Raw genomic sequence first — 26,625 nt, 5'->3', positions numbered from 1 at the left:
GGTGCGCGCGGCGCAGGCCGCCCAGCAGGCCGCCCGGCGGCTGGGATCGCCCCGGTTGCTGTCGCTGCTCGCGTTGCGCGAGGCGGGCGGCCGGGCCGGGCTCGGCGACCGTACGGGCTGCGAACGCGCCCTGGTCCGGGCCCAGTCGCTCTTCGGGCGCGGCACCAGCGACGCCGACCCGGAGTGGATGTCCTTCTTCGGCGAGGCCGAACTCGCCGGTCTGGAAGCCCAGTCCTGGGCCGCCCTCGGCGACCACCGCCGCGCCGCCGAGCAGGCCCGCCGCGCCGTCGGCCTCCAGGACCCGCACTTCGCCCGCAACACCGCCCTGTACGGTGCCGAACTCACCGGGGACCTCGCCGCCGCCGGCCGCCCTGACGAGGCGGCCGCCGCCGGGTCACGGGTCCTGGACCTGCTGGGCAGCCGGGTGCACTCCACCCGCATCCGTTCCATGCTGGACACCGCCGCCCGGGCCATGCGGCCGTACCGCCGGGAGGCCGGCGTCGCGGACTTCCTGCGCCGGGGGCAGTGGTGACGGTTACGGCCTGGCGCGGTGGCACCCTCGTTCCACCGCGCCAGGCCGCGCTTTACGCGCCCGCCTCCGGTGCCGGAAGTTCACCCGTGCGGGCGACCCGGGTGTACCAGTGGGCGCTGGACTTGGGGATGCGGGCCTGGGTGTCGTAGTCGATGTAGACCGCACCGAAGCGCTTGCTGTAGCCGTACGCCCACTCGAAGTTGTCCATCAGAGACCACAGGAAGTAGCCGCGCACATCGGCGCCGTTGTCGACGGCCTTGAGGACGGCGTCGAGGTGGCTGTGCAGATAGGCGATGCGCTCGGGGTCGTGGACGCTGCCGTCGGGGCCGGGCATGTCCTCGTACGCGGCGCCGTTCTCGGTAATGAGCAGCGGCAGGCCGGGGAAGTCGCGGGTGCAGCGCAGCAGCAGGTCCGACAGGCCGGTGGCGTCGACGGACCAGCCCATGGCGGTGCGCGGACCGTCGGCCTGGTGGAAGGCGACGTCTTCGGCGGCGGGCCAGGGGGAGTGTTCGCTGGCGCCGTGGCCGTCGTTGCGGGCGTTGTCGGGGTCACTGTCAGTGGCCGCTGATACCACTGTGGGTGCGTAGTAGTTGATGCCGAGGAAGTCGAGGGGGTGGCGATGAATGGCGGCCAGGTCGCCTTCGCGTACGAAGGACCAGTCGGTGAGGCGGTCGGTGTCGCGGAGCAGATCCTGCGGATAGGCGCCCTTGATCAGTGGTCCGGTGAAGACCCGGTTGCCGACCGCGTCGATGCGGCGCACCGCGTCCAGGTCGGCGGGGGAGCCGGTCAGCGGACGGATCTGATGCAGGTTCAGGGTTGCCGCGAGCTGGGCGCGGGCAGGCAGTGTGTCGCGCAGCGCCGCCGCCGCCCGGCCATGGGCGAGGTTGAGGTGGTGCGCGGCGCGCAGCGCGGCGACCGGATCCGTGCGCCCGGGCGCGTGCACGCCGGACCCGTAGCCCAGGAAGGCGCTGCACCACGGCTCGTTGAGGGTGATCCAGCGCTCGACGCGGTCGCCCAGCGCCTCGCCGACGATGCGTGCGTAGTCGCCGAAGCGCTCCGCCGTGTCGCGCTGCGGCCAGCCGCCGGCGTCCTCCAGTTCCTGCGGGAGGTCCCAGTGGTAGAGGGTCACGGCGGGCTGGATGCCGTGCTCCAGCAGCTCGTCGACCAGCGCGCGGTAGAAGTCCAGGCCGCGCTGGACGGCGGGCCCGCGCCCGGTGGGCTGCACCCGGGACCAGGAGACCGAGAAGCGGTAGGCGCTCAGCCCGAGGTCGGAGATGAGCCGCACATCGTCACGGAAGCGGTGGTAGTGATCGGCGGCCACATCCCCCGTCTGGCCCTCGAAGACCTTCCCGGGCGTGCGGCTGAAGGTGTCCCAGATCGACGGGGTGCGGCCGTCCTCGGCCGCCGCGCCCTCGATCTGGTACGCGGCGGTGGCCGCGCCCCACAGAAAGCCGGAGGGGAAGTGACGGCTGGTGGCGGCGGTGGCGGTGGCCGGCCGGGTGTCGGACGCAGTCATTACGGGAGCGCTCCCATCGGATCGTACGGAAAGTATGGGCCTTGCAGCCCTGGTTCAGCCCTTGACGGCACCTTGCATGATTCCCCCGACGATCTGCTTGCCGAACACGACGAAGACCAGCAACAGCGGCAGCGTCCCGAGCAGCGCGCCGGCCATGACGACCGACTCGTCCGGGACATAGCCGTGGGCGAGGCTGGTGAGAGCCACCTGGACGGTCGGATTCTCCTGGGTGAGCGCGATGATCGGCCAGAAGAAGTCGTTCCAGGCGAAGACGAAGGTCAGCATCCCAAGCACGGCCATCGCGGGCCGCGCGACCGGGAAGACCACATGCCAGACGATCCGCATGCTGCTCGCCCCGTCGACCCTGGCCGCCTCGATCAGCTCGGTCGGCAGCGCCTGCGTGAGGTACTGCCGCATGAAGAAGACCCCGAAGGCGCTCACGAAGGTCGGCAGGATCACGGCCTGCAGATGGTTCGTCCAGTCCAGCTTGGCGATCCACAGGAACATCGGTACGACACTGAGCTGCGGCGGCACCATCATCGTGGCGATCACCAGCATCAGCAGCACCGTCTTGAAGCGGAACCGCAGCTTGGCGAAGGCGAAGCCGGCGATCGTCGAGAACAGCACCGTGCCGACGGTGATGCTGCCCGCCACCACCGCCGAATTGAGCAGCGCCTGGCTGAGGTTGGCATCGGTCCAGGCGGTGCCCAGATTCTTGAACAGGTTCGCGCCGAACCACAGCGGCGGCGGCGTCTGGGACAGCCTGCCGCTGGTGCGCGACGCCGCGATCGCCGTCCAGATGAGCGGGAAGAGCGAGACCGCGGTGAACACGATCAGCACGGCATAGGTGACCGGCCCGGCGTGCATCTGCTTGCCGGCTTTCGATTTCGACCGCACCTGGCGGGGGGAGGAGAAGACAGCCATTCGGGACCCTCACTGGCTCTTGCGCAGCCAGCGGGCGGCCAGCCCGTTGACGGCGGCGATCAGCAGCAGGAGCAGGAACATCGTCCAGGCGATGGCCGAGGCCCGCCCGAGGTGATAGTTGGTCCAGCCCTGCTCGTACAGATACAGGCCCAGCGTCTGGAACTGGTGGGCGGAGCCGCCCTTCTCGCCGCCGGTGCCGCCGAACAGATACGGCTCACCGAAGAGCTGGGTCGCGCCGATCGTCGAGACCACGATGGTGAAAAGTATCGTCGGCCGCAGCATCGGCACCGTCACATGGCGGAACTGCTGCCAGCGCGAGGCGCCGTCCAGCGCCGCCGACTCGTACAGGTCGCTCGGCACCGCCTGCATGGCGGCCAGATAGATCAGCGTGTTGTAGCCGGTCCAGCGCCAGATCACGATCGAGGAGACCGCGATCTGCGAGGACCAGGTGCCGGCCCGCCAGTCCGTGTGGCCGAAGCCGAGGTGGCCGAGGGCCCAGTTGATCATGCCGTAGTCGGTGCCGAACATCAGCGTGAAGACCAGGGCTGCCGCGGCCACCGAGGTGGCGTACGGGACGAGCATGGCGACCCGGAAGAAGGTGGAGCCACGCAGCCGGTAGTTGAGCAGATGAGCCAGACCCAGGGCCATGAGCAGCTGCGGGACGGTGGAGATCACGCCGATGGTGAAGGTGTTCCGCAGCGCGTTCCAGAAGAACTCGTCCTGGAAGAGCCGGGTGTAGTTGTGGAAGCCGACGAACTCCCGCGCGTCGAGGTTGGTCAACTCCACCCGGTAGAAGGACGACCAGCCGGTGTAGATCAACGGGAAGAGCCCGAAGGCGACGAAGAAGAGGAAGAAGGGCGAGACAAAGGCGTACGGACTGCCCTTGACGTCCCAGCGGTAGAGGCGGCTGCGCCACTTGCGGCGCAGCGCCGCGGCCGGGTCGTGGTCGGCCGGCCGGTGCTGCGCTGCCTCGTCGCGCGGGGCCGCGCCCCCCTGTGCGGGGGACGCGGTCGCGCCTGCGATGTCGGAGAGTTCCGAAACCATGCGGGTCACTGGTCCAGTGCGTTGTTGATTTCCTTGACAGCGGCGGCCCAGCCCTGCGCCGGGGTCTTGCCCTGCTGCTCGACCTGCAGGATGCCGACATCGGTGATGGCCGTGTAGATCTGCTGGTCCTTGGGCCCGATCACCAGCGTCGGGATGCTCTTGGCCGCGCTTGCGAAGATCTCACCGATCGGGGCGTTGTTGAAGTAGGCGTGCTTGGCGTCCTTCACCGCGGGCAGGTCGTACGCGCCCGGGGCGCTGGGGAAGCTGGCCTGCTTGGCGAAGACCTTGGCCTGCTGCTCGGGAGCGGTCAGCCAGGCGGCGAGCTTGACCGCCTCCGCCTTGTTCTTGCCGGCCGAGGGCACCCCGATGAAGGACCCACCCCAGTTGGCGGGCTTCGGCGCGGCGGCGACGTCCCACTTGCCCTTGCCGGAGTCGCCGGACTTCTCCTGGATGTAGCCGAGCATCCACGACGGGCAGGGCAGGCTGGCGAACTTGCCGTTGGCGAACGCCTGGTCCCAGGCCTTGTCGAAGAGCTTCAGCTTGCCGGTCAGACCGCTGGTCGACGCCTCCATGGCCAGGTTCCAGGCCGTCTTCACCGACGGGCTGGTCTTGTAGACGACGTTGCCGCTGCTGTCGTAGTAGCGCTCGGAGTAGCTGTTGCTGACCGCCTGGTAGAGGCCGGCCGCCGAGTCCATGAAGGTGGTGCCCGTGGGGGCGCTCTTCTTGTACGTCTTGCCGGCGGCGATGTACTTGCTCCAGTCGCCCGCCCAGAGCGCGCCGACCTTCGTCCGGTCGGTGGGCAGCCCGGCCTTCTTGAACAGGTCCGTGCGGTAGCAGATCGCCATCGGGCCGATGTCGGTGCCGAGCGCGACGGTCTTGTTGTCGGCGGTCGTCGCCTGCGCCCACTTCCACGGCAGGAAGTTCGACTTGTCGACGCCGGAGGCCTTGGACAGGTCCTCGAACTTCGCCGCCTGGGTGGTGACGACCTCGTTGATGTTGCCGACCTCGATGGCCTGGATGTCGCTGAGGCCGCTGCCGGCGGCGAGGTGGGTGAGCAGCTGGGGGTAGTAGGTGTCGTTCCGCTCGATCACGTTCTCCTTGATCGTGATGTTCGGATGCGCCTTCTCGTACTCGTCGTAGAGCCCGGCCTGCTTGTAGCCGAAGACCCCGAAGGTGCCGACGGTGATCGTGGTCTTCCCCTTGCCGCCGGAGGAGCCGGGGCTGGAGGTGTTGCCGCTGTCCGACGAACAGCCGGCGAGCAGGCTCGCGCCCAACGCGGCCACTGCCGCCAGGGCGACTGCGGCGGTCCGGCGGCTTCGGTGCCGGTGCGACTTCGTTGTCGTGCCCATTCGGTCCTCCGGGACGGTCTGCGTGCGGGATGTGTATGCGTTCGCTACTGTGGGAGCGCTCCCATGCGTGATGTGTTGAAGGGTCGCCGTTCCCCGGTGGAGTGTCAAGGGAGCCGACGCTCTAAGTTGGCGCAGATGGCTAAGTGATGGCAGCGATTGGGAGGCCGCGATGGCGGTGAGCGGACGGCACACCGGTAGGCCGACTCTGGAGGAGGTCGCCGCGCGGGCCGGCGTCGGCCGCGGCACGGTCTCACGCGTCATCAACGGCTCGCCCCGGGTCAGCGACCGCGCGAAGACAGCCGTCGAGGCCGCGATCGCCGAGCTGGGATACGTACCGAACCGGGCCGCCAGGGCGCTGGCCGGGAACCGTGCGGACGCCATCGCCCTGGTCATCCCCGAGCCGGAGACCAGGCTCTTCGCGGAGCCGTACTTCTCCGACATCATCCGGGGCGTGGGCGCCGAGCTGGCCGACACCGACATGCAGCTGCTGCTGACCCTCATACGCACGCCCAAGGAGCGCCAGCGCTTCGCCCAGTACCTCAGCGCCCACCGGGTGGACGGCGTGCTGCTCGTCTCGGTGCACGAGAACGACCCGCTGCCCGATCTGCTGGAGCAGTTGGAGATGCCCGCCGTGCTCAACGGCCGGCGCTCCGATCTGGAGTCGGTGTCGTATGTCGACGCCGACAATGTCGGTGGTGCCAGGTCCGCCGTCGCGCACCTGGTCGGCCGTGGCCGGCGCTCGGTCGCGACCATCACCGGGCCGTTGGACATGTACGTGGCCCGCTGCCGGCTCGACGGCTACCGCCAGGCCATCGAGGTGGCCGGACTCGGCGCAGATGAGGCCCTGGTCGCCCGCGCCGACTTCACCGAGGAGGGCGGCCGCGCGGCCATGCGGTCCCTGCTGGAGCTGCGGCCGGACGTGGATGCCGTCTTCGCGGCCTCGGATCTGATGGCGGCCGGCGCCCTGCAGGTGCTGCGGCAGGCGGGGCGGCGGGTGCCGGATGATGTGGCGCTCATCGGCTTCGAGGACTCCGCGATCGCCCGGCACACGGATCCGCAGCTGACCAGTGTGCGGCAGCCGACGCAGGAGATGGGACGGACCATGGCCCGGGTGCTGCTGGAGGAGATCGCCGCCCGGTCGCCCACCCGGCGGCATGTGGTGCTGGCGACAGAGCTGGTGCGGCGGGAGTCCGCCTAGGAAGCCTGGGAATGTCGCCCTGACAGCCCTGACAGCCCTGACAGCCCTGACAGCCCTGACAGCCCTGACAGCCCTGACAGGACCTAGCGGCGGCCGGCCGTGCGGGCCGCGTGCCAGATCGCGCGCAGCCGGTCCAACTCCGCCAGCTCGGCCTTCGACCAGGAGCGGCGACCTGCGACGTACTGCCGTATCGCCTCGTTGGCGGCTTCGACGGAGCGGGGGGACCGGGTGTGGTGCCGGTGGTTCAGAGCGGTCGGGGGCATGGTGAAGATTCTATGCGGGGGGTGTGACATGAGCCCCCGGAAAAAGCGCTCCGGGGGCTCATGTCACACAGTGAGGATGCTCACTCGGCTCACTCGGCTCACGTGCCGAAGAGATCCCCGTACGAGGCCATGGCCAGGGCGATGTCCGCCTGGGCCCAGAAGCGGTGGTACGTGAAGCTCGGTGCGGCGCCCCGTTCAGGTAGCCGCTGACCTTGGAGTAGGCCGAGTCGTCGGCGTAGAAGGACCGCAGTGATCCGAAGGAGGACGAGGAGTTGATCGCGTCGCCGTTGGGCATGGTTCCGGTCCAGCCGCTGGGGACGTAGACCGGGTCGTCGAAGCGGTTGTAGTCCGTTCGGGTCTCGGGGACGGCGATGCCGAGGCTGTCCTGGTTCCGGACCGCGCCACCTCCACCCTCACCCAGGCCTGGACCTGCTGGCGCGACGGCGGCACCTGCCCAGGCATCGGCTGCTCCGTCGCCGGCATGCAGACCCTGGTCAACGCCGCACGGGGCACGGGTGCGCAGAACGTCATCCTGCTCGGCGAGGTCGCGTACTCCAACGACCTCGGCCAGTGGCTGACGTACCGTCCGACCGACTCCACGGGCAATCTCGCGGCCGCCGTCCACGTCTACAACTTCAACACCTGCAGAGCCGCCTCCTGCTGGGACAGCACCCTCGCGCCGGTCGCCGCGCAGGTTCCGCTCGTCGCCGGTGAGATCGGCGAGAACACCTGCGGCCACGGCCTCATCGACCAGTTCACGGCCTGGCTCGACGCACACCACTCCTCGTACCTCGGCTGGACCTGGAACACCCGGGACTGCTCGTCGGGTCCGTCCCTGATCACCGCCTACGACGGCACGGCCACCGCCTACGGCGCCGGGCTGCGCGATCATCTGCTCTCGCTCGGCTGATCCCGCTCGCCACATCGTCCGCGATTCCCGACAGGAGGTGTCGGGAATCGCGGTCAGCATGGACGTATGAACACCAGTTGGTCCGGCTTCCGGGCAACCGAACCCGATCTCGCCGACGCCGTCCAGGCGCGCTTCCAGAAGTACAAGCACCATGTCCTCGGCACCCTGCGGAGCGACGGCTCGCCGCGCCTGACCGGCCTCGAGGCGGACTTCCGCCTCGGCGAGCTGTGGCTCGGCATGATGGCCGGCTCCCGCAAGGCGCTGGACCTGCGCCGGGACCCCCGGTTCGCGCTGCACGCCAATCCGGGCCCGGACACCACGATGGACGGCGGCGACGTCCGGGTCAGCGGGCGCGCCGTCGAGATCACCGACGCCGCCGTGATCGCGACGTACGTGGACGAGGTCAAGCCGCCCGAGCCCTTCCATCTCTTCCGGACCGAGCTGACCGAGATCGTACGGGTCAGGGTCGAGGACGACGAACTGGTCGTGGAGACCTGGCGGCCCGGGGCCCCTGTGCGGGTGGTCCGGCGCCGGTAACGATCAAGGCCCGGCCTGTTCGCACAGGCCGAGCCTTGATCAAGAAGGGTGAGTAACGGGACTCGAACCCGCGACATCCTGGACCACAACCAGGTGCTCTACCAGCTGAGCTATACCCACCATGACCGGCGCTCTCCCGCACCGGCCAGAAGAAGTGTACAGGGTCGGGGCGGGTACTCGCGCCAGGCTTAATCGGTTGGCAGCACGTACTTCGCGGCGATGGCGCGCGCCGTGTCCGTGTCGGGGCCCGGCTGGGGGACGAAGACGGCCTCGCGGTAGTAGCGCAGCTCGGCGATGGACTCGCGGATGTCGGCGAGCGCCCGGTGGTTGCCGTTCTTCTCGGGGCTGTTGAAGTAGGCGCGCGGGTACCAGCGGCGGGCCAGCTCCTTGATGGAGGAGACGTCCACGATGCGGTAGTGGAGGTGCTGCTCCAGCGCGGGCATGTCGCGGGCGAGGAAGCCGCGGTCGGTGGAGACGGAGTTGCCGCACAGCGGGGCCTTGCGCGGCTCGGCGACATGCTCGCGTACGTAGGCGAGGACCAGCTTCTCGGCCTCGTCGAGGGTCATGCCGCCGTCGAGCTCGTCGAGCAGACCGGAGGCGGTGTGCATGGTGCGTACGACGTCCGGCATCGTCTCGAGCGACTCGGCGGGCGGGCGGATCACAATGTCCACGCCCTCGCCGAGGATGTTCAGCTCCGAGTCCGTGACAAGGGCGGCCACCTCGATCAGCGCGTCGTGCGCCAAGGAGAGGCCGGTCATCTCGCAGTCGATCCACACCATCCGGTCGTTCATGTGTATCACCCTACGGGGCGATCCCTCGGACCCGGCACAGCCGCGTTGCGTCCGCGTACGTCGCGGTCGCCGCGAAGCCGACCGGGCTGCTCCGGGATACGGGTCGTGAAGGTGTCGTTCTCGGCCTTCAGGGCCTTCGCCGGGGGCTGCACGGGCAGCGCCGACGGCGTGGCGGCGGCACGCGGCTCCTTCACCGCCACCGGTTCGGTCTCGTCCTGCGGGCGGCGGGCCCGATAGGCGGCGCGGTAGGAGGCGGGGGAGGAGCCGAGCTGGCGGCGGAAGTGGCCGCGCAGGGCGACGGGCGACCTGAATCCGCACCGGCCGGCGACCTCGTCGACCGAGTAGTCGGAGGTCTCCAGGAGCCGCTGGGCCTGCAGCACCCGCTGGGTGATCAGCCACTGCAGGGGAGCGCTCCCGGTGAGGGTGCGGAAACGGCGGTCGAAGGTGCGGCGGCTCATGTAGGCGCGCGCGGCGAGCGTCTCCACGTCGAACTGCTCGTGGAGGTGCTCCAGCGCCCACGCGACGACCTCGGCCAGCGGGTCCCCGCCGATCTCCTCCGGTAAAGAGCGGTCCAGATGGCGCTGCTGACCACCACTCCAGTCGCTGCCCCGGCGTGGCGGTACGACCAGGCGCCGGGCCAGCGCGTTGGCGGCCTCGGTGCCGTGGTCGGTCCGCACGACGTGCAGGCACAGGTCGATGCCGGCGGCGGTGCCGGCCGAGGTCAGGACGTCGCCGTCGTCGACGAACAGCTCGCGCGGGTCGACATGGACGGACGGGTAGCGCTTGGCGAGGGTGGGCGCGTACATCCAGTGGGTGGTGGCGGGGCGCCCGTCGAGCAGTCCGGCGGCGGCCAGCACGAAGGCCCCGGTGCACAGGCCGATGATCCTGGCGCCCTCCTCGTGGGCCCGGCGCAGGGCGTCCAGGGCCTCCACGGGCGGCGGCTGCGAGATCGAGCGCCAGGCGGGCACGACAACGGTGCCGGCCCGCGAGAGCGCTTCCAGACCGTACGGAGCGGTGAGCTCCAGGCCGCCGGTGGTTCGCAGTGGGCCGTCCTCGCCGGCGGCGACCAGGAGGCGGTAGCGGGGCACGCCCGCGTCCTGGCGGTCGATGCCGAAGACCGACAGCGGGATGGAGCTCTCGAAGATCGGGCCGCCGCTGAACAGCAGCACCGCCACGACCTCCTGACGGCGGCGCGCGGAGAGTTTGCGGGTGGTGCGAGGAGACATCGCCGACGACGTTGACGCCGTCGCCGATGGTGCCGACGGTGCGGTGGTGACCGTGCCGGCGGTCGACGGGGTCTCCGTCGCCGTGCCGGTCCTGGACTCCTGGTTCATGGAGCTCAAGCCCCCCTCGGTCGTCTCGTCCTCTCGGTCCTGCACTGTTCCCCCGCCGTTTTACTCAAGATCGAATCTACTGTGTCCCATGGGGCTGCAGTGGCAAGTTCACCACCTGGCTGTATGTCGACATGGCAACTTGGCGTGAAGCATTCGATCACGAAGCGTTCCACTCGCCGGGCCTGGTGGGAAGTGTGCCTCTCGCCCCGCACATGGGCGCAGAGCGGTTGTGCGCCCCCCGTGAGGGCTTCTCCGCTGGTGGCAGGGGTGTGGAGGGCTTGTGTGGACAACAGGCGTACTACGGTGAGAAGTTGGCCGAAAAATGTCGGCAATACTGTGCGCGCCCCAGGTCAGCGCACCGGCGCACGCGGAGGGGGTGGCTGATGCACCTGTGCGCCCCACCCCTTTTCGGGGGTCTGAGGACGATTCCGGATATGGCCGGTGGCGGACAGGGCGGGAAGGGCTGCTCAGGGTCGAGTTGTCCGATTGATGAGGGGGCGTTGCGCTCGGCGCCCGGCTCCGGCATTCTCCTGGAAACTCCGGGGTAGGGGGTGGCTGTGAAAGGTCCGGCACATCTGTGCACGGATGCTTCGCCGCCGTACTCTGGAGTCAGCGGGAAGGGCAGCCCCTTACCGGTCATATTGGCCGGTCCCGCGGCCCCCGCAAGCGTTGTTGTCCGCTCTTCGGTGCGCCACCCGCACCGACCTTGCTGAGAATCGCATCATGGCCGGTTACGAGCTCCCCGAGCCCGCCGAAGGCAAACCGCTCGCCGACCCGGCGGCGGTACCCGAGGCGGCAGCAGAGCTGCGCGCATCCTGCGACCCCGCGTTCCGGCACGGCGTGGTGGTCGGCTTCGACGGCTCCGTATCGAGTGAGCGCGCCCTCGCGTACGCCATCGGCATGGCCCGGCGCTCGGGCTCCGCGCTGATCATCGTGCACGTCGCCAACCGGCTCCCGGCCACGGTCTGGGCGGGCTGTGAGCCGCCGGTCTTCGTGGACGTCCCGGACCACCGCACCGAGGTGCTGGGGCTGGAGCTGGCCTGCGCCGACCATCTGTCCGAGGTGCCGTGGATCCTGGTCGAGCGCGGCGGGGACATCTGCCACGAGCTGGAGGAGGTCGGCCGGGAGTACGAGGCCGACGCCATCGTGGTCGGCGGGACGCACGGGATCATAGGGAAGATCTTCGGCTCGGTGGCCGGACGGCTGGCACGGCGCGCCCAGCGGCCTGTCGTGGTCATTCCCTGACCCATTTGCGGGCATTCTCCGACCTGTCGTGGTCATTCCATAACGATTTGACCGCCAACGGTCCGTTTTCTGGGGCTGCGAGGTTGCTTGCGCCCTTGTGAAGGGTATCTCACCTGCAGTTTCTTCCCTCGTACACCTCGTACTTGAAGGGGGTCCGCGGTGGACAACGACGTCTCCACGGCACGTACCGCAGGAGCCGGAGCCACGCCTCTGGGATACCTGGCACTCGGCCTGACGCTGCTGGCGTTCGGGCTCTTCAGCACCGGCGTGATCGACAACACGGCGGCGGGCGATGCGGCCCGACTCGCCCTCTACGTAGGCGGCTTCACCCAATTCGTCGCCGGCATGTGGGAGTTCTACCGGGGCAGCGCCTTCGCCGGCACCGCGTTCGCCTCGCTGGGCGCCTTCTGGGTCACCTGGGCAGCCGCGTCCGGCTCTCCGGCGGGCAAGGAGGTCACGGGGCTGTTCTTCCTGCTGTGGGCGCTGCTGGCGCTGAGCCTGACGGTGGCCGCGTGGCAGCTGGGCGGCGTGGCGCAGACCGCCTTCGGGCTGCTGACCGTGTCGACGGTGCTGTTCGGCATCGCGGCCTTCGCGGACAACTCCGGCCTCGGCAAGGCCGCGGGCTGGGTGGGCGTGGCGGCCGGGGCGGTCGCCTGGTACGGCGGCACGGCGCTGCTGACCAACGCCACGTGGGGCCGGCGGGCGCTTCCGTCGGACGGGTGGCGGCTGGCGGTGCCGCATCGCGGGCACGCTTAGGCGCGCTCAAGTCGGTCTGCAAGGGCCGGAGTTGAGTGAACGGTGAATTGGTGAGTGGTCCCCCGGCGCGTCGGGCGCCGGGGGACCACTGGTGTCTGTGCTTGTGCGGGGCCGGGGCTATTCGACGGTGACAGACTTCGCGAGGTTCCGCGGCTTGTCGATGTCGCGGCCGAGCGCCAGCGCCGTGTGGTACGCCAGCAGTTGGAGCGGGATGCCCATCAGGATCGGGTCCAGCTCCTGCTCGCTCTTCGGCACCACGATGGTGTGGTCGGCCTTCTCCTGCTCGCGGTGCGCGACCGCCAGGATCGGACCGCTGCGGGCCTTGATCTCCTCCAGCGCCGCCCGGTTCTTCTCCAGCAGGTCGTCGTCCGGCACGATCGCGATCGTCGGCATGGCGGGCTCGATGAGGGCGAGCGGGCCGTGCTTGAGCTCGGAGGCCGGGTACGCCTCGGCGTGGATGTAGCTGATCTCCTTGAGCTTCAGGGAGGCCTCGAGGGCCACCGGGTACCCGCGCACCCGGCCGATGAACATCATCGACCTCGCGTCCGCGTACTCCTCGGCGAGCTTCTTGATCTCCGGCTCCTGTTCCAGGATCTCGGCGATCTGACCGGGCAGCTTGCGCAGGCCCGCGATCAGCCGCTTACCGTCGGCGACCGACAGATCGCGGATCCGGCCGAGGTGCAGGGCCAGCAGGGCGAAGGCGACCACCGTGTTGGTGAAGCACTTCGTGGAGACCACACAGACCTCCGGGCCCGCGTGGACGTACACCCCGCCGTCCGTCTCACGGGCGATCGCCGAGCCGACGACGTTCACCATGCCGAGCACCCTGGCGCCCTTGCGCTTGAGCTCCTGCACCGCGGCCAGGACGTCGTACGTCTCACCGGACTGCGAGACCGCGACGTAGAGGGTGTCGGGGTCGACGACCGGGTTGCGGTAGCGGAACTCGGAGGCCGGCTCCCCGTCGGCCGGGATGCGGGCCAGCTCCTCGATCAGCCCGGCGCCGATCAGACCCGCGTGGTACGAGGTGCCGCAGCCCAGGATCTTCACCCGGCGCACTGCCCGCGCCTCCCGGGCGTCCAGATTCAGGCCGCCCAGGTGCACGGTGGAGAAGCGATCGTCGATCCGGCCGCGGAGCACGCGGTCCACTGCCTCGACCTGCTCGGCCATCTCCTTGTGCATGTACGTGTCGTGGCCACCCATGTCGTACGACTCGGCCTCCCACTCCACGGTGGTCGGGGACGCCGTCGTACGGGCGCCGTCGGTGGTGTACGTACGGAAGTCGTCGGCCTTGAGGGTGGCCATCTCGCCGTCGTCGAGGGTGACGACCTGCCGGGTGTGGGTGACCAGGGCGGCGACGTCGGAGGCGACGAACATCTCCTTCTCGCCGATGCCGAGCACCACCGGGGAGCCGTTGCGGGCGACGACGATCCGGTCCGGGAAGTCGGCGTGCAGGACGGCGACGCCGTACGTGCCCTCGATCAGGGCCAGTGACTGGCGGACCTTCTCCTCCAGCGTGTCCGCCTGGGAGCGGCCGATGAGGTGGGTGAGCACTTCGGTGTCGGTCTCGGAGCGGAACTCGACACCGTCGGCCGTGAGCTTGGCGCGCAGTTCGGTGGCGTTGTCGATGATGCCGTTGTGGACGACGGCGACCTTGCCCTCGGCGTCCAGGTGGGGATGGGCGTTGTCGTCGCTCGGCGCGCCGTGCGTTGCCCAGCGGGTGTGGGCGATGCCGGTGGTGCCCGTGAAGCGCTTGGGCACCCGGGCCTCAAGCTCGCGGACCCGGCCCTTGGCCTTGACGGTCTTCAGCCCGCCGGACTTGCCCGCGATGGCGATGCCGGCCGAGTCGTACCCGCGGTACTCCAGTCGCTGCAGGCCCTCGAGCAGCAGCGGGGCCACGTCGCGCTTGCCGATGTATCCGACGATTCCGCACATGGATCTAGTCGTCCCTCCCGATCGTGTTCATGGTGTGCTCAGCCGTAGACGATGCGGCGCAGCTGCCGCAGCGAGTACTCCGGCGCCGTCACCGGGCGACCGGGCAGCTCGGCGGTGATCCGGTCGAAGATCTCCGCATTGAGCAGCCCCTTCGCCTGCAGCTCGCGATGACGTCGCCGGATGAATTCCTCGGCGGACTCGTCGAAGTACGCCAGGACGTCAAGAACCACCCTGGCGGCCTCGCCGCGGTGCAGCGGCGTGGTCCGAACCAGGTGGTCAATGAGATCGTCATGGGCCGCACGGCGTTCGAGCACCGGACGATCCTGCGGGAGAGAGGGGCTCCTTTGCAAGAATCCTGCCCGATATCGGGCAGAGGGTGAGGAAAACCAAGCCGGAACGGCCCTATGCGGGGAGTCCGAGCTCCCGGGCAATCAGCATGCGCTGGACCTCGCTGGTGCCCTCGCCGATCTCCAGGATCTTGGAGTCCCGCCACATCCGGGCCACCGGGTATTCGTTCATGAAGCCGTAGCCGCCGTGGATCTGGGTGGCCTCGCGGGCATTGGTCACGGCGATCTCCGACGAGTAGAGCTTGGCGAGCGCCGCCTGCTTCTTGAACGCCTCGCCCGCGATCAGCCGCGACGCCGCGTCCCGCCAGGAGAGGCGGGCGGTGTGGGCTCGCATCTCCATGTCGGCGAGCTTGAACTGGATCGCCTGGTTGGCGCCGATCGGCCGGCCGAAGGCCTCCCGCGCATTGGCGTAGGCCAGCGACTCGTCCACGCAGCCCTGCGCCAGGCCGGTGGCCAGCGCGGAGATCGCGATCCGCCCCTCGTCCAGGATTCGCAGGAACTGGGCGTAGCCCCGTCCCTCCTCGCCCAGCAGATTGGCGGCCGGGACCCGGCAGTCGGCGAAGGACAGCTCCCGGGTGTCCGAGGCGTTCCAGCCGACCTTGCTGTACTTCTTGGAGACGGTGAAGCCGGGGGTGCCCGACGGCACGATGATCGACGAGATCTCCGGGCGGCCGTCGGCCTTGCGGCCGGTGACGGCGGTGACCGTGACCAGGGCCGTTATGTCGGTGCCGGAGTTGGTAATGAAGCACTTGGTGCCGTTGATCACCCATTCGTTCGTTGCCTCGTCCAGTCGGGCTGTCGTACGGGTGCCGCCCGCGTCCGAGCCGCACTCCGGCTCTGTCAGCCCGAACGCGCCCAGCGACTCGCCGGAGGTCAGCCGCGGCAGCCACTCGCGCTTCTGCTCCTCCGTGCCGAAGCGGAAGACCGGCATCGCGCCCAGCGACACCCCGGCCTCCAGGGTGATCGCCACGGAGGAATCGACCCGGGCCAGTTCCTCGAGGGCCAGACAGAGCGCGAAGTAGTCGCCGCCCATCCCGCCGTACTCCTCGGGGAAGGGCAGTCCGAACAGCCCCATCCGGCCCATCTCGCGGATGATCTCGTACGGGAACTCGTCGTGCTCGTAGAACTCGCCGATCTTGGGCGCGACGACATCGTGAGCGAACTGCTCCACGGTGCGGCGAAGCTCCTCGTACTCGGCGGGCAGCCGGTGGGCGGGGGGCATGGTGGTGGTCATGGCTGTACTCACTCCTCGTGGGAGAGGGCGCGGACGGTGCGGGATGGGCTCGGTCGGCCCAGTTGCTCCGCCATCCACACGCTGGTGGCGGTGAGGCGGTTGAGGTCGACCCCGGTCTCGATGCCGAGGCCGTCCAGCATCCAGACGAGGTCCTCGGTGGCGAGATTTCCGGTCGCGCTCTTGGCGTACGGGCAGCCGCCGAGGCCGCCGGCGGAGGCGTCCACGATGCTCACCCCCTGCTGGAGAGCGGCCAGGGTGTTGGACAGCGCCTGGCCGTACGTGTCGTGGAAGTGGACGGCGATCTGGTCGACGGGGATGTCCAGGGCTTCCAGCAGCGCCACGACATGGCCGGGAGTGGCGACCCCGATCGTGTCGCCCAGGCTCAGCTCGTCGCACCCGAGGTCGAACAGCCGCCGGGCGACGCCCGCGACCTGGGCGACCGGCACCGGCCCCTCCCAGGGGTCCCCGAAGCACATCGAGAGGTAGCCGCGCACGGTCGCCCCGGAGGCCCGGGCCTTGGCGACCACCGGCTCGAACATCGCCAGGGACTCGTCGACCGTCCGGTTGAGATTGGCCTTCGCGAACGACTCCGTCGCGCTGCCGAAGACGGCGACCTCGCGCACGCCCAGGGCCAGCGCGCGGTCCAGCCCGCGCTCGTTCGGCACCAGGACCGGGAACCGTACGCCCCGCAGGTCCTCCAGAAGCGGCATCAGTTGCTCCGCGTCGGCCAACTGGGGCACCCACTTTGGGTGCACAAAGCTGGTCGCCTCGATGGTGCGCAGCCCCGCCCCGGCCAGGCGGTGGACGAACTCCGCCTTGACGGCCGTCGGGACGGTCGCCTTCTCGTTCTGCAGCCCGTCGCGCGCGCCGACCTCGTGGATGAGGACGCTTCGCGGAAGCCCCGCGAGGGGCAGGGACATGGGCAGTGCGGCGGCGGTCATGACGCGCCCTCCTCCTGGTGCGGGGTGACCACGGCGAGCACCTGGTCCATGGCGACGGTGCTGCCGGGCGCCACGTCGAGCTCGGTGACCGTGCCGTCGTGCGGGGCGGTGATGACGTGCTCCATCTTCATCGCCTCCACGACCAGCAGGCTCTGCCCGGCGGTCACGGTGTCGCCCGGGGCCACCTTGACCACGGTCACCGTCCCCGGCATCGGTGCGGCCAGCGTGTCCACGCCGCCCGCTCCCGCGCCACCGTGCAGCGCCGCTTCCACCGGGTCGTGGCCGGCAACTTGCCAGCTGTCCCCGTCCCGGCCCAGCCACGCCCCGGCGTGGTGGAAGGTGTGGATGACGCCGGCCCACTCCAGTACCGCCTGAGTGTCGTCCGCCGTGATGAGTCGGGCAGGGACCGGCTCGCCCTCACCGACGCGCGCTTCGCCCTGACGAAGGCGTACCGTCAACGGCTCCTGGCCCGGCACCCGCAGATGGTGCACGGTCCACGCGGCCTCGCCGCCGAGCCGCCACCCGGTCGGCGCCGAGAAGGGGTCCACCCACGCGTCGGCCGCCCTATCGGGCTCCAAGGCCGCCTGGCGGAGCAGAGCCGCCGCCGCGTAGACCTCGTCCGGGATGTCGCCGGACACCAGGCCGTCGAGCTCCCGGTCGATCAGCCCGGTGTCCAGGTCACCGGAGACGACGTCGGGGTGGGCCAGCAGACGCCGCAGGAATCCGGTGTTCGTGTCCAGGCCCAGGACGGTGGTGTCGGCCAGGGCCGCCCGCAGGCGGCGCAGAGCGGTGTCGCGGTCGGGGCCGTGGGCGATGACCTTTGCCAGCATCGGGTCGTAGGACGTGCTGATCTCGGTGTCGGCCGCGAGGCCCGAGTCGACGCGTACGCCCTCGCCCTGCGGCTCGCGCAGTGCGAGCACCGTCCCCGCCGACGGCAGGAAGCCCCTCGAGGGGACCTCGGCGCAGATGCGGGCTTCGACCGCATGTCCGTCGAGTCGGATGTCTTCCTGCGCGAATGGCAGCGGCTCACCGGCGGCCACCTGGACCTGCCACTCGACCAGGTCGAGTCCGGTGACCAGCTCTGTGACGGGGTGTTCGACCTGGAGGCGGGTGTTCATCTCCATGAAGAAGTACGTCTGGTCGTCCGTGCCGGGGACGATGAATTCGACGGTGCCGGCGCCGACGTAGCCACAGGAGCGGGCGGCCTGGACGGCGGCGGCGCCCATGGCGGCGCGGGTGCCGGGGTCGAGGAGGACGGAGGGGGCTTCCTCGATCACCTTCTGGTGGCGGCGCTGCAGGGAGCACTCGCGCTCGCCGAGATGGATGACATGGCCGTGGCCGTCCGCCAGGACCTGGATCTCGATATGGCGCGGGCGGTCGATCCACCGCTCCACCAGCAGCGTGTCGTCGCCGAAGGAGCTGCGGGCCTCCCGGCGGGCGGCGGCGATCTCCTCGGCGAGCAGCGCCTCGACCCGGACCAGCCGCATGCCCTTGCCGCCGCCGCCCGCCGATGGCTTGAGCAGCACCGGGACACCGATCTCACGCGCCGCGTCCATCAGTCGGCCGTCGTCCAGCCCGCTGCCGGTGCTGCCCGGCACGACCGGGACGCCGGCGGCCCGGACCGTCTCCTTGGCGCGGATCTTGTCGCCCATGAGGTCGATCGCGGTGGCCGGCGGCCCGATGAAGGCCAGCCCGGCGTCGGTGCAGGCCCGGGCGAAGGCCGCGTTCTCGGCGAGGAACCCGTAGCCGGGGTGGACGGCCTGCGCACCGGTGCGGGCGGCGGCGTCCAGGAGCCGGTCGACCGACAGGTAACTCTCGGCGGCCGCCGCCGGGCCGATCCGCACGGCGGTGTCGGCCTCGCGAACATGCCGGGCGCCGGCATCGGCGTCGCTGTAGACGGCGACCGAGCGCACCCCGAGCCGCCGCAGGGTGCGGATGACACGGACGGCGATCTCGCCTCGGTTGGCGACCAGGACGGTGTCGAACATGGTGTGGCTCCCCCCTACATCCGGAAGACGCCGAAGCCGGGCGCCGTCGGATTGTGTTGCGGAATGGGCGCGTTGGCGCAGGCGGTCAGGGCGAGCCCCAGGACGGTGCGGGTCTCCAGCGGGTCGATGACGCCGTCGTCCCAGAGCCGGGCCGTCGCGTAGTAGGCGTTGCCCTGCGCTTCGTACTGGGCGCGGATGGGGGCCTTGAACTCCTCCTCCGCCTGCTCGGACCACTTCTCGCCCGCTGCCGCCAGCTGGTCGCGCTTGACGGTGGCCAGGACGGAGGCGGCCTGCTCCCCGCCCATCACGGAGATCTTGGCGTTGGGCCACATCCACAGGAAGCGCGGTGAATAGGCCCGGCCGCACATCGAGTAGTTGCCCGCGCCGTAGGAGCCGCCGATGACCACGGTGAGCTTCGGCACCCGGGTCGTGGCGACGGCCGTCACCATCTTGGCGCCGTGCTTGGCGATGCCGCCCGCCTCGTACTGACGGCCCACCATGAAGCCGGAGATGTTCTGGAGGAAAAGCAGCGGGATGCCGCGTTGGTCGCAGAGCTCGATGAAGTGCGCGCCCTTCTGGGCCGATTCGGAGAACAGGATGCCGTTGTTGGCGACGATGCCGACTGGGTGGCCCTGGATACGGGCGAAGCCGGTGACCAGCGTCGTGCCGTACTCGGGCTTGAACTCCGCGAAGCGGCTGCCGTCCACGATCCGCGCGATCACCTCGCGCACGTCGTACGGAGTGCGGGAGTCCGCCGGCACCGCGCCGTAGAGCCCGGCGGGGTCGACGGCGGGCGGCTCGGCGGGCTCCACGGGCCAGGGGAGGGGGCCGCGCGGGGGGAGGGTGGAGACGATGTTGCGGACGATGCGCAGCGCGTGGGCGTCGTCCTCGGCCAGGTGGTCGGTGACGCCGGAGACGCGGGAGTGGACCTCGCCGCCGCCCAGCTCCTCGGCGGTGACGACCTCGCCGGTCGCGGCCTTCACTAGCGGCGGACCGCCCAGGAAGATCGTCCCCTGGTTGCGGACGATGACTGCCTCGTCGCTCATCGCAGGGACATAGGCGCCGCCGGCCGTGCACGAGCCCATGACGGCGGCGATCTGCGGGATGCCGCGCGCGGACATTGTCGCCTGGTTGAAGAAGATCCGCCCGAAGTGGTCCCGGTCCGGGAAGACCTCGTCCTGCCGGGGCAGGAATGCGCCGCCGGAGTCGACCAGGTAGACGCAGGGCAGCCGGTTGTCGAGGGCGACCTCCTGGGCCCGCAGATGCTTCTTGACCGTGACCGGGTAGTACGTACCGCCCTTGACCGTCGCGTCGTTCGCGACGACGACCACTTCGCGCCCCGACACCCGGCCGATGCCGGCGACGACCCCGGCGGCCGGAGCCTGCCCCTCGTACATCCCGTCGGCGGCAAGCGGCGCCAACTCCAGGAAGGGAGAGCCGGGGTCCAGTAGTCCGTCGACGCGGTCGCGGGGCAGCAGCTTACCGCGCGAGGTGTGCCGGGCACGGGCCTTCTCGCCACCGCCGAGCCGGGCGGTGGCGAGCTTTTCGCGCAGCTGGGCATTGAGCTCCGCGTGCGCCTCGGTATTGGTGCGGTACGCGTCGCTCGAGGGATCGGCTGCGCTGCGCAGCACGGGTGCTTCCATGTCCCGGGCCCCCGGTCGGTCGTTCGGTCGGTTAGCGATCGTTAACGTGTGTTCTCCACCACGTTAACGCCCGCTAACCGGGTTGTCTAGAATCAATTTCATGACCTCCACGAAGGCCCCCTCGAACCGGCGCGAGCAGATCCTCAGGGAAGCCGCTCGACTCTTCGCCGAGCGGGGCTTCCACGGCGTCGGTGTGGACGAGATAGGCGCCGCAGTCGGCATCAGCGGCCCCGGCCTCTACCGGCATTTCGCGTGCAAGGACGCGATGCTCGCCGAGCTGCTGGTCGGGATCAGTGGCCGGCTGATGGCGGCCGGGAAGCTCCGCGTCGCCGAGGCGGCCTCGCCCGCCGAGGCGGTGGACGCCCTGATCCGGGGCCATATCGACTTCGCGCTCGACGACCGCCCGCTGATCACCCTCCATGACCGTGAGCTGGACCGGCTGCCCGATTCCGACCGCAAGCTGGTGCGGCAACTGCAGCGGCAGTACGTGGAGCAGTGGGTCGAGGTGGTCCGGCAGGTCCATCCCGCAGCCCCCGCGCCCGAGGTCCGGGCGGCCGTCCACGCGGTCTTCGGACTGCTGAATTCCACCCCGCACCTCGGCCCGCACAACGGCCTGCCCGGCCGCGCGGCGACCGCCGCGGTGCTGCATCGCCTCGCCCTCGGCGCATTTGCCGCTCTGGACATTCCCGCGGACCGGCAAGTAACTTACTGAGCGCTTGCTTACTTGCTCACCAGCGTCCGGCAGAGGAGGCGCCCAGTGCGTCGCACGGTATTCAACGAGGACCACGAGGCGTTCCGGGAGACCATCCGGGACTTCATCGCCTCCGAGGTCGTCCCGGTATACCCCGAGTGGGAGAAGACCGGCTACCCGCCCCGCGACTTCTACCTCAAGCTCGGTGAGCTCGGCATCTTCGGCATAGAGGTCCCCGAGGAGTACGGCGGCGCCGGCGTCACCGGCTGGAAGTTCAGCGCAGTGGTCACCGAGGAGTGCGCCCGGGCCGGCGTCAGCTTCGGGAGCAGCGGCGTGCACACCGGTCTCGTACTCCCATACATCCTCGAATTCGCCAACGAGGAGCAGAAGAAGCGCTGGCTGCCGCCCTTCATCAGCGGCGAAATGATGACCGCCATCGCCATGACGGAGCCCGGCACCGGCTCCGACCTGGCCGGCATGACCACCAACGCCAAGCTCTCCGAGGACGGAAGCCACTACGTCCTCAACGGCGCCAAGACCTTCATCACCGGCGGCGTCGTCGCCGACCGCGTCCTGGTCGTCGCCCGCACCGCGCCGGCCACCCCGGAGGACCGCCGCGGCGGCCTGTCCATCCTGGTCGTCGACACCAAGAGCGAGGGCTACGCGGTCGGCCGCAAGCTCGACAAGATCGGCCTGCGCACCTCCGACACCGCGGAGCTGTCCTTCACCGACGTCAAGGTGCCGGTCGAGGACCTGCTCGGGGAGGAGGGCAAGGCCTTTTCGTACCTCGCCCACAACCTGCCTGTCGAGCGCCTGGCCATCGCCGTCGGCTCGTACGCGCAGGCCGACGCCGCCGTCCGCTTCGCGACTCAGTACGTCCGCGACCGCAAGGTGTTCGGCAAGGCCGTCGCGGAGTTCCAGAACACCAAGTTCGTGCTCGCCGACTGCGCCTCGGACGTCGACGCCATGCAGGCCGTTGTCGACCGCGGTCTGGAGGCCCACGAGACCGGTGACTTCACCGCCGCCGACGCCGCGCGCGCCAAGCTCTTCTGCACCGAGACCGCCGCCAAGGTGATCGACAAGTGCCTGCAACTGCACGGCGGCTACGGCTACATGCTCGAGTACCCCATCGCCCGGCTGTACGCGGACAACCGCGTGCACCGCATCTACGGCGGCACGAGCGAGGTCATGCGCTCGATCATCGCAAAGTCGCTGGGCCTGTGACCGAGGCACTGCCACTGTGAGCGACGAAGCACTGACGTCCCTGCTCGATCTGCTCGACCTCGAGCGGATCGAGCGGGACATCTTCCGCGGCGCCAGCCGCCTCGCCATAGTGCCGCGCGTCTTCGGCGGACAGGTCGCCGCCCAAGCGCTGGTCGCGGCCGGCCGTACGGTGCCCGAGGACCGTGCCGCGCACTCCCTGCATGCGTACTTCCTCCGGGCCGGCGACCCCGGCGTGCCGATCGTCTACGAGGTCGACCGGATCCGCGACGGCCGCTCCTTCACCACCCGAAGGGTGGTAGCGGTACAGCACGGCCAGCCGATCTTCCACCTCTCGGCGTCCTTCCAGCTGTACGAGGACGGACTCGACCACCAGGAGCCGATGCCGCCGGCCCCCGACCCCGAGACGCTGCCCACCGCCGAGGAACTGCTGCCGGCCCACGCCGACAAGTTCCCCGACCCCGCTGTCGTGGAGCGGATTCTCGAGGCACGCGCCGCCGTCGACCTGCGCTACGTCGACGACCCGCCCTTCCTCACCGCCGGCCAGGGCCCGCGCGAGCCCCGCTCCCAGGTGTGGTTCCGCACCCGCGGCAAGCTGGCCGACGACCCGCTGCTGCACGTCTGTCTCGCCACGTACGTCTCCGACATGACGCTGCTGGACTCCGTCCTCCTCGCCCACGGGCGCGGCGGCTGGGCCCTCGGCGACGTCGTCGGCGCCAGCCTCGACCACGCCATGTGGTTCCACCGCCCCTTCCGTGCCGACGAATGGCTGCTCTACGACCAGCAGAGCCCCTCCGCGTCGGGAGGCCGGGGGCTCGGCACGGCCCGCATCTACACCCGCGACGGCAGGCTTGCCGTCTCCGTCATCCAGGAGGGCGTCGTCCGGGTGCCGCGCAGCCGCTAGCGGGCGGCATCCGGACGACGCGGTGCTACCGCCGGGCCTCGCCCAGTGGCAGGACGGCCCGCACCAGGAAGCCGCCGTCCGGCCCGGGCCCCGTGAGGAGCGTGCCGCCGAGCTGAGTGGCGCGCTCACGCAGGACGGTGAGGCCGTGCCCGCCGGAGGGGAGGCCGGGGCCCGGGGCGCCGTCGGCGAGACCATTGCGTACGGCCACCAGCAGGTCGTCGCCCACGATGCGCAGGACGACGTCGGTGGCCGCGCCCGGCGTGTGCTTGCGGACGTTCGTCAGCGCCTCCTGCACCGTGCGGTACGCCGCGTGCTGCACAGGCGCCGGGCAGGTGCCGTCATCCACTGCGGGGAGGTCGCCGCGCACGCGGGGCCCGGCGGCGGTGAGCAGCGCCGGGAGGTCGGCGAGGCCGGGGCCGTCCTCGGGTTGCCCGGCGTCCACGGGGAGCCGCAGCAGCCCGACCATCCGCCGCAGTTCGTCCAGCGCGTCCCGGCTGAGCTCCCGTACGGCGCCGGCTGCGGCCCATGCGTCGGTCCGCGCGGTCACCTCGAGCGCGCCGGACCGCACCGCGATCAGGCTGATGTGGTGGGCGACGGTGTCGTGCATCTCCCGGGCCAGCTGGGTCCGCTACCGTACGACCGCCTGCTCGGCCGCGAGCCGCCGCTCCCGTTCCCGGCCGGCGGCCAGTTCGGCCAGGCGCGCCGTCAGCTCGCGCCGGGACTGGGCGAGCAGCCCGAGCGCCGTGGGGGCGGTGGCCAACAGCGCCGACAGCAGGACGGCGAGGACCGTGGCCGCCGGCTGCCAGCTGACGTGGCCAAGCCATGGCCACGGGTAGAAGGACACGAAGGCGACGGCAGCCGTGCACGCGGCGACGACCCTTCGCCGTCGGTCGCCGGCCGCGATGGTGTAGAGCGCGGCCATGGGGGCCAGCCAGATGTAGCCCAGCGACAGGGCGGGGAGCGTCGCCGTGAACACCGGCAGGGGGAGGCGCCGCCGCAGCGCCAGCGCCCCTGCGGCGACGCTGGCCGCGGCGAGCGCGTGCGGCCCGCCCATGCGTCGTGTCCTTGAGTAGGAAGCCGGTCGCGCCCGCGCTCATAGCGGCGGCGATATTCGCGCTGGTGTCGAAGGCGGTGAGCATCGCGACCGCCGGCGGCTCCGGCAGCGCCCGAAGCTCCCGCAGCACCGTGAGCCCGTCCGGGTCGGGCATGACGGTGTCGAGGAGCACCAGGTCCGGGGCTGCGGCCTCGATGGTGGCGACGGCATCGCGGCTGCTGCTGTCGACGACCACGGCGATGTCGGCCGCGGACTCCAGGATCTGCCGCAGAGCCATCCTGACCAGCGCTTCGTCGTCGACGATCGCTACCCATACCACCGCTGTCGCGCCTTTCTCCTGACGTCCTGATCTCCACCCGTGGGTCGATTCCGCTGGCGGCGCCGGACCGGCAGAATCGACCGTGATCGTAACGAGCGGCGCGATCCGCCGTATGTTGCGGTCACGACGGGGGACAACGGGGTATCGAACGGGGGGACCTGACGGGGGTCCACGGGGGACCTAACGGGGCACCCGACGGGGGATCAACGGGGGAATCATGACGCACAAGGAGAGCGCCGAGGCGCGCCCGCGCGTCGCGCGTGGCGCCTGGGGCATCGCCTTCCTGCTCACACTGCTGGCCAGGGCCTCCTTGGCCTTGGCCGACGGCGGGAGCGGGGAGAGGCCCGGCCTGCGGCCGGCTGCCTGGGTGGTATGGGGCGCCGCCACGGCCATGGTCGTGGCGCTGACGGCCGTGACCGTACGCCGCCGGGCGGACGCCGGGTGGCTGGGCTGGAGTGCGGGCGCCGGTTCCGTGTTCACCGCATGGCATCTCATACGCAGCTGAGGGCTGCCACACCGCTGGGGGTGGCAGCTCGCCGCCGGGCTCAGGGCTGCGGGTTGAGGCCCGCCGCGTCCAGGAGGTAAGCGGTCATCGGGTCGTAGTAGCGCGGGTCGACGACGTGGTCGTCGAGCGGGATGGTGACGGAAACGGTGCCTTCCGCCTCGCCGATGAAGAGCGCCGGGTCGTTGCAGTCGGCGTAGCCGATCGCGTCGATGCCACGCTCGCCCGCGCATCCCGCCCAGCCGTGGTCGGCGACGACGAGGTCGGGGAGCGGCTCCCCGCGCTCCTCGAGCGCGTCCAGGATCGCCGCCATGGGGGCGGGGGAGTGGGTGTGCCACAGCGTGGCACCGCGCTCCAGCATGGCCACGTCGCAAAACTGGAAGACCCCGCCCTCGTCCGCGCTCAGTCCGCCGGGGATCCGGACGATCTCGCAGCCCGCGGCGCGCAGCGCGGCGGCTGTCCTGCGGTGCACATCGAGCAGACCGCCCGGGTGGCCGGTGGCCAGGAGCACGCGCTGCCCACCGTCGGCGGCCTTGCACAGCCGGGTTGCGGCGCGGTCGAGAGCGTCGACGGTCAGTTCGGGGTCGATGGTGTCCTGCCCGGAGCGGTGCGCCGGGTCGGCGACGACCCCGCAGCGCTCGGCCATCACCGCGAGCACGTCCTCCTCGTCCGTCCAGCGGTCGCCCAGCTCAAGCCCGAACCAGAAGTACCGGTCGCCCTCGGAGAGCTTGCGGTAGTGGGAGCGGTTGTTCTCGCGTGGGGTCGCGACATCGCCGGCTATCCGGGTGCGCACGAGATGCTCGGTAAGGGACTGGCGGGACGGCGTGGTCGCAAAGGGCATGCCTTCATTGTCCCGTGCCTCCGCACGTGCGTGCGGCCGGTATCCGATCGACGCCGAGGTGTGACCTGCGGCCGGGCCGGCAGAGCTCCGTCAGAGCCAGCGCAGCGCGAACCACAACTCCATACGGGTATCCGGGTCGTCCAGATCCGTGTCCAGGAGCGCCGCCGCCCGGGCGATCCGCTGGCGCACCGTGTTGCGGTGCACCTGGAGCGCGACGGCTGTGCGGTCCCAACTGCCGTGCAGGGAGAGCCAGGTGCGCAGGGTCTCCACGAGGGCGGCCGAGTCGGCGATCGGCGCAAGAGCGGCGCGGGCGTGCCCCTGTGCCTCGTCCGGCGAGACGAGGCCGGCCACCCCCGCCTCACCGCCGCGATGCCGGGCCAGCGGGGACCGCTTGGCCACCGCACGGCGCAGCGCCCCCGCTGCCTGGGCATCGCCGGCAGGCAGGTCGGCCGCGCTCACCGTGCCGCTCACCCCGAGCGTCCACCCGGGCTGGGCGGTGACCTCACGGTCGGCGGGCAGCAGCAGCCGTACGGAGTCGGCCTCGGCGTCGATCAGGGCCGTGCCCAGCTCGGCGCCGAGCGCGGCCGCCGCCAGGGGGTCGGCCGCCGG

25 protein-coding genes, 1 tRNA gene and 4 pseudogenes are annotated in these 26,625 nt (G+C 70.6%); 10 read left to right on the top strand and 20 right to left on the bottom strand.

Annotated features, from left to right (window positions below):
- Window positions 1–532, top strand: a pseudogene (locus EFK10_RS25385) (tetratricopeptide repeat protein); the annotation flags it as partial.
- A 52-nt stretch (window positions 533–584) separates the two neighbouring features.
- Here EFK10_RS25385 and EFK10_RS25380 read toward each other — a convergent pair.
- From EFK10_RS25380 to EFK10_RS25365, 4 genes are all read right to left on the bottom strand, one after another.
- Window positions 585–2,048: a GH1 family beta-glucosidase gene (locus EFK10_RS25380; RefSeq protein ID WP_127357985.1), complete on the bottom strand. Its 1,464-nt coding sequence runs from the start codon at window positions 2,046–2,048 to the stop codon at window positions 585–587.
- A gap of 54 nt (window positions 2,049–2,102) precedes the next feature.
- Window positions 2,103–2,915 carry a carbohydrate ABC transporter permease gene (locus EFK10_RS25375; RefSeq protein WP_407647136.1) on the bottom strand — a complete coding sequence of 271 codons (813 nt, stop codon included), beginning with the start codon at window positions 2,913–2,915 and terminating at the stop codon, window positions 2,103–2,105.
- Window positions 2,916–2,981: 66 nt separating this feature from the next.
- Window positions 2,982–4,016, bottom strand: coding sequence for a carbohydrate ABC transporter permease (locus tag EFK10_RS25370; protein ID WP_127357988.1), 1,035 nt, complete (start codon window positions 4,014–4,016; stop codon window positions 2,982–2,984).
- A 5-nt stretch (window positions 4,017–4,021) separates the two neighbouring features.
- Entirely contained in the window at window positions 4,022–5,365 is a 1,344-nt protein-coding gene (locus tag EFK10_RS25365; protein WP_127357983.1) for an ABC transporter substrate-binding protein, read from the bottom strand.
- A 169-nt stretch (window positions 5,366–5,534) separates the two neighbouring features.
- Here EFK10_RS25365 and EFK10_RS25360 point away from each other — a divergent pair, with 169 nt between their 5' ends.
- Complete coding sequence (locus EFK10_RS25360) at window positions 5,535–6,563, top strand: LacI family DNA-binding transcriptional regulator (protein ID WP_127357982.1); 1,029 nt, start codon at window positions 5,535–5,537, stop codon at window positions 6,561–6,563.
- An 83-nt stretch (window positions 6,564–6,646) separates the two neighbouring features.
- Here EFK10_RS25360 and EFK10_RS25355 read toward each other — a convergent pair whose 3' ends face one another.
- Both EFK10_RS25355 and EFK10_RS25350 read right to left on the bottom strand, forming a co-directional pair.
- Complete coding sequence (locus EFK10_RS25355) at window positions 6,647–6,826, bottom strand: hypothetical protein (RefSeq protein ID WP_127357981.1); 180 nt, start codon at window positions 6,824–6,826, stop codon at window positions 6,647–6,649.
- A 98-nt stretch (window positions 6,827–6,924) separates the two neighbouring features.
- A pseudogene (locus EFK10_RS25350) lies at window positions 6,925–7,217 on the bottom strand (glycoside hydrolase family 48 protein); the annotation flags it as partial.
- On the opposite strand from EFK10_RS25350, the pseudogene EFK10_RS25345 reads away from it, so the two are divergent.
- Together EFK10_RS25345 and EFK10_RS25340 are read left to right on the top strand one after the other, a co-directional pair.
- A pseudogene (locus tag EFK10_RS25345) lies at window positions 7,218–7,736 on the top strand (cellulase family glycosylhydrolase); the annotation flags it as partial.
- A gap of 66 nt (window positions 7,737–7,802) precedes the next feature.
- Complete coding sequence (locus EFK10_RS25340; RefSeq protein ID WP_127357979.1) at window positions 7,803–8,273, top strand: pyridoxamine 5'-phosphate oxidase family protein; 471 nt, start codon at window positions 7,803–7,805, stop codon at window positions 8,271–8,273.
- Window positions 8,274–8,320: 47 nt separating this feature from the next.
- Here the strand turns inward: EFK10_RS25340 and EFK10_RS25335 are convergent.
- The 3 genes from EFK10_RS25335 to EFK10_RS25325 form a co-directional block, all read right to left on the bottom strand.
- Window positions 8,321–8,393 (bottom strand) — tRNA-His (locus tag EFK10_RS25335).
- A gap of 68 nt (window positions 8,394–8,461) precedes the next feature.
- A complete protein-coding gene (gene orn / locus EFK10_RS25330; protein WP_127357978.1) occupies window positions 8,462–9,064 on the bottom strand; it encodes an oligoribonuclease in 603 nt (200 codons plus the stop codon).
- 5 nt (window positions 9,065–9,069) lie between these two features.
- Window positions 9,070–10,290: a helix-turn-helix domain-containing protein gene (locus EFK10_RS25325; RefSeq protein WP_127357987.1), complete on the bottom strand. Its 1,221-nt coding sequence runs from the start codon at window positions 10,288–10,290 to the stop codon at window positions 9,070–9,072.
- 831 nt (window positions 10,291–11,121) lie between these two features.
- Between EFK10_RS25325 and EFK10_RS25320 the strand changes: the two genes are divergently transcribed.
- Window positions 11,122–11,643: a universal stress protein gene (locus EFK10_RS25320; RefSeq protein WP_127357977.1), complete on the top strand. Its 522-nt coding sequence runs from the start codon at window positions 11,122–11,124 to the stop codon at window positions 11,641–11,643.
- 159 nt (window positions 11,644–11,802) lie between these two features.
- Window positions 11,803–12,399 (top strand): acetate uptake transporter, encoded by a 597-nt coding sequence (locus tag EFK10_RS25315; protein WP_127357976.1) that lies wholly within the window; start codon window positions 11,803–11,805, stop codon window positions 12,397–12,399.
- A 117-nt stretch (window positions 12,400–12,516) separates the two neighbouring features.
- Here the strand turns inward: EFK10_RS25315 and glmS are convergent, their stop codons facing one another.
- The 6 genes from glmS to EFK10_RS25285 form a co-directional block, all read right to left on the bottom strand.
- Entirely contained in the window at window positions 12,517–14,331 is a 1,815-nt protein-coding gene (glmS, locus tag EFK10_RS25310) for a glutamine--fructose-6-phosphate transaminase (isomerizing) (protein WP_127357975.1), read from the bottom strand.
- A 38-nt stretch (window positions 14,332–14,369) separates the two neighbouring features.
- A complete protein-coding gene (locus EFK10_RS25305; protein WP_127357974.1) occupies window positions 14,370–14,645 on the bottom strand; it encodes a hypothetical protein in 276 nt (91 codons plus the stop codon).
- 88 nt (window positions 14,646–14,733) lie between these two features.
- The gene (locus EFK10_RS25300) at window positions 14,734–15,900 is read right to left on the bottom strand and encodes an acyl-CoA dehydrogenase family protein (protein WP_127357986.1); all 1,167 of its coding nucleotides are present in this window, start codon (window positions 15,898–15,900) and stop codon (window positions 14,734–14,736) included.
- 20 nt (window positions 15,901–15,920) lie between these two features.
- The gene (locus EFK10_RS25295; protein ID WP_127357973.1) at window positions 15,921–16,853 is read right to left on the bottom strand and encodes a hydroxymethylglutaryl-CoA lyase; all 933 of its coding nucleotides are present in this window, start codon (window positions 16,851–16,853) and stop codon (window positions 15,921–15,923) included.
- Window positions 16,850–18,841 carry an acetyl/propionyl/methylcrotonyl-CoA carboxylase subunit alpha gene (locus EFK10_RS25290; protein WP_127357972.1) on the bottom strand — a complete coding sequence of 664 codons (1,992 nt, stop codon included), beginning with the start codon at window positions 18,839–18,841 and terminating at the stop codon, window positions 16,850–16,852. Before EFK10_RS25290 ends, EFK10_RS25295 begins: the two co-directional genes overlap by 4 nt.
- Window positions 18,842–18,855: 14 nt before the next feature.
- The gene (locus tag EFK10_RS25285) at window positions 18,856–20,484 is read right to left on the bottom strand and encodes a carboxyl transferase domain-containing protein (protein ID WP_127357971.1); all 1,629 of its coding nucleotides are present in this window, start codon (window positions 20,482–20,484) and stop codon (window positions 18,856–18,858) included.
- A gap of 100 nt (window positions 20,485–20,584) precedes the next feature.
- Here EFK10_RS25285 and EFK10_RS25280 point away from each other — a divergent pair, with 100 nt between their 5' ends.
- From EFK10_RS25280 to EFK10_RS25270, 3 genes are read left to right on the top strand one after another with little or no spacing between them, the layout of a single operon-like run.
- Entirely contained in the window at window positions 20,585–21,196 is a 612-nt protein-coding gene (locus EFK10_RS25280; RefSeq protein ID WP_127357970.1) for an SACE_7040 family transcriptional regulator, read from the top strand.
- A 45-nt stretch (window positions 21,197–21,241) separates the two neighbouring features.
- Window positions 21,242–22,399, top strand: a complete 1,158-nt coding sequence (locus tag EFK10_RS25275; RefSeq protein WP_127357969.1) for an acyl-CoA dehydrogenase family protein — start codon at window positions 21,242–21,244, stop codon at window positions 22,397–22,399.
- Between the two features lie 16 nt (window positions 22,400–22,415).
- Window positions 22,416–23,300 carry an acyl-CoA thioesterase gene (locus EFK10_RS25270; RefSeq protein WP_127357968.1) on the top strand — a complete coding sequence of 295 codons (885 nt, stop codon included), beginning with the start codon at window positions 22,416–22,418 and terminating at the stop codon, window positions 23,298–23,300.
- A 25-nt stretch (window positions 23,301–23,325) separates the two neighbouring features.
- On the opposite strand, the gene EFK10_RS25265 is transcribed toward EFK10_RS25270, so the two are convergent.
- The 3 genes and pseudogenes from EFK10_RS25265 to EFK10_RS25255 all read right to left on the bottom strand — a co-directional run.
- The gene (locus EFK10_RS25265) at window positions 23,326–23,919 is read right to left on the bottom strand and encodes a sensor histidine kinase (protein ID WP_265737558.1); all 594 of its coding nucleotides are present in this window, start codon (window positions 23,917–23,919) and stop codon (window positions 23,326–23,328) included.
- A gap of 9 nt (window positions 23,920–23,928) precedes the next feature.
- On the bottom strand, window positions 23,929–24,354 hold the full coding sequence (locus tag EFK10_RS25260; protein WP_127357966.1) for a hypothetical protein: 426 nt from the start codon (window positions 24,352–24,354) through the stop codon (window positions 23,929–23,931).
- A gap of 61 nt (window positions 24,355–24,415) precedes the next feature.
- A pseudogene (locus EFK10_RS25255) lies at window positions 24,416–24,631 on the bottom strand (response regulator); the annotation flags it as partial.
- A gap of 259 nt (window positions 24,632–24,890) precedes the next feature.
- Here EFK10_RS25255 and EFK10_RS25250 point away from each other — a divergent pair.
- On the top strand, window positions 24,891–25,178 hold the full coding sequence (locus EFK10_RS25250) for a hypothetical protein (RefSeq protein ID WP_127357965.1): 288 nt from the start codon (window positions 24,891–24,893) through the stop codon (window positions 25,176–25,178).
- A 40-nt stretch (window positions 25,179–25,218) separates the two neighbouring features.
- Here EFK10_RS25250 and EFK10_RS25245 read toward each other — a convergent pair whose 3' ends face one another.
- Both EFK10_RS25245 and EFK10_RS25240 read right to left on the bottom strand, forming a co-directional pair.
- Window positions 25,219–26,016, bottom strand: a complete 798-nt coding sequence (locus EFK10_RS25245) for a phosphatase (protein WP_127357964.1) — start codon at window positions 26,014–26,016, stop codon at window positions 25,219–25,221.
- Between the two features lie 90 nt (window positions 26,017–26,106).
- The coding region (locus EFK10_RS25240) for a helix-turn-helix domain-containing protein (protein WP_164836144.1) at window positions 26,107–26,625 on the bottom strand (519 nt) is incomplete at its 5' end.

The organism is Streptomyces soli (assembly GCF_003999195.1).
GTDB lineage: Bacteria > Actinomycetota > Actinomycetes > Streptomycetales > Streptomycetaceae > Actinacidiphila > Actinacidiphila soli.
Note: the sequence above shows the minus strand (reverse complement) of the source record. Positions and strands in the feature narration are given on the sequence as shown.

What these genes read in the sequence shown, in the direction of transcription:
- EFK10_RS25340 (WP_127357979.1), top strand. Translation starts at nt 7,803, where the DNA reads ATGAACACCAGTTGGTCCGGCTTCCGGGCAACCGAACCCGATCTCGCC.
- EFK10_RS25365 (WP_127357983.1), bottom strand. Translation starts at nt 5,365, where the DNA reads ATGGGCACGACAACGAAGTCGCACCGGCACCGAAGCCGCCGGACCGCC.
- EFK10_RS25250 (WP_127357965.1), top strand. Translation starts at nt 24,891, where the DNA reads ATGACGCACAAGGAGAGCGCCGAGGCGCGCCCGCGCGTCGCGCGTGGC.
- EFK10_RS25280 (WP_127357970.1), top strand. Translation starts at nt 20,585, where the DNA reads ATGACCTCCACGAAGGCCCCCTCGAACCGGCGCGAGCAGATCCTCAGG.
- EFK10_RS25300 (WP_127357986.1), bottom strand. Translation starts at nt 15,900, where the DNA reads ATGCCCCCCGCCCACCGGCTGCCCGCCGAGTACGAGGAGCTTCGCCGC.
- EFK10_RS25245 (WP_127357964.1), bottom strand. Translation starts at nt 26,016, where the DNA reads ATGCCCTTTGCGACCACGCCGTCCCGCCAGTCCCTTACCGAGCATCTC.
- glmS (WP_127357975.1), bottom strand. Translation starts at nt 14,331, where the DNA reads ATGTGCGGAATCGTCGGATACATCGGCAAGCGCGACGTGGCCCCGCTG.
- EFK10_RS25260 (WP_127357966.1), bottom strand. Translation starts at nt 24,354, where the DNA reads ATGGGCGGGCCGCACGCGCTCGCCGCGGCCAGCGTCGCCGCAGGGGCG.
- EFK10_RS25375 (WP_407647136.1), bottom strand. Translation starts at nt 2,915, where the DNA reads ATGCACGCCGGGCCGGTCACCTATGCCGTGCTGATCGTGTTCACCGCG.
- EFK10_RS25295 (WP_127357973.1), bottom strand. Translation starts at nt 16,853, where the DNA reads ATGACCGCCGCCGCACTGCCCATGTCCCTGCCCCTCGCGGGGCTTCCG.
- EFK10_RS25355 (WP_127357981.1), bottom strand. Translation starts at nt 6,826, where the DNA reads ATGCCCCCGACCGCTCTGAACCACCGGCACCACACCCGGTCCCCCCGC.
- EFK10_RS25370 (WP_127357988.1), bottom strand. Translation starts at nt 4,016, where the DNA reads ATGGTTTCGGAACTCTCCGACATCGCAGGCGCGACCGCGTCCCCCGCA.
- EFK10_RS25360 (WP_127357982.1), top strand. Translation starts at nt 5,535, where the DNA reads ATGGCGGTGAGCGGACGGCACACCGGTAGGCCGACTCTGGAGGAGGTC.
- EFK10_RS25285 (WP_127357971.1), bottom strand. Translation starts at nt 20,484, where the DNA reads ATGGAAGCACCCGTGCTGCGCAGCGCAGCCGATCCCTCGAGCGACGCG.
- EFK10_RS25380 (WP_127357985.1), bottom strand. Translation starts at nt 2,048, where the DNA reads ATGACTGCGTCCGACACCCGGCCGGCCACCGCCACCGCCGCCACCAGC.
- orn (WP_127357978.1), bottom strand. Translation starts at nt 9,064, where the DNA reads ATGAACGACCGGATGGTGTGGATCGACTGCGAGATGACCGGCCTCTCC.
- EFK10_RS25290 (WP_127357972.1), bottom strand. Translation starts at nt 18,841, where the DNA reads ATGTTCGACACCGTCCTGGTCGCCAACCGAGGCGAGATCGCCGTCCGT.
- EFK10_RS25325 (WP_127357987.1), bottom strand. Translation starts at nt 10,290, where the DNA reads ATGTCTCCTCGCACCACCCGCAAACTCTCCGCGCGCCGCCGTCAGGAG.
- EFK10_RS25320 (WP_127357977.1), top strand. Translation starts at nt 11,122, where the DNA reads ATGGCCGGTTACGAGCTCCCCGAGCCCGCCGAAGGCAAACCGCTCGCC.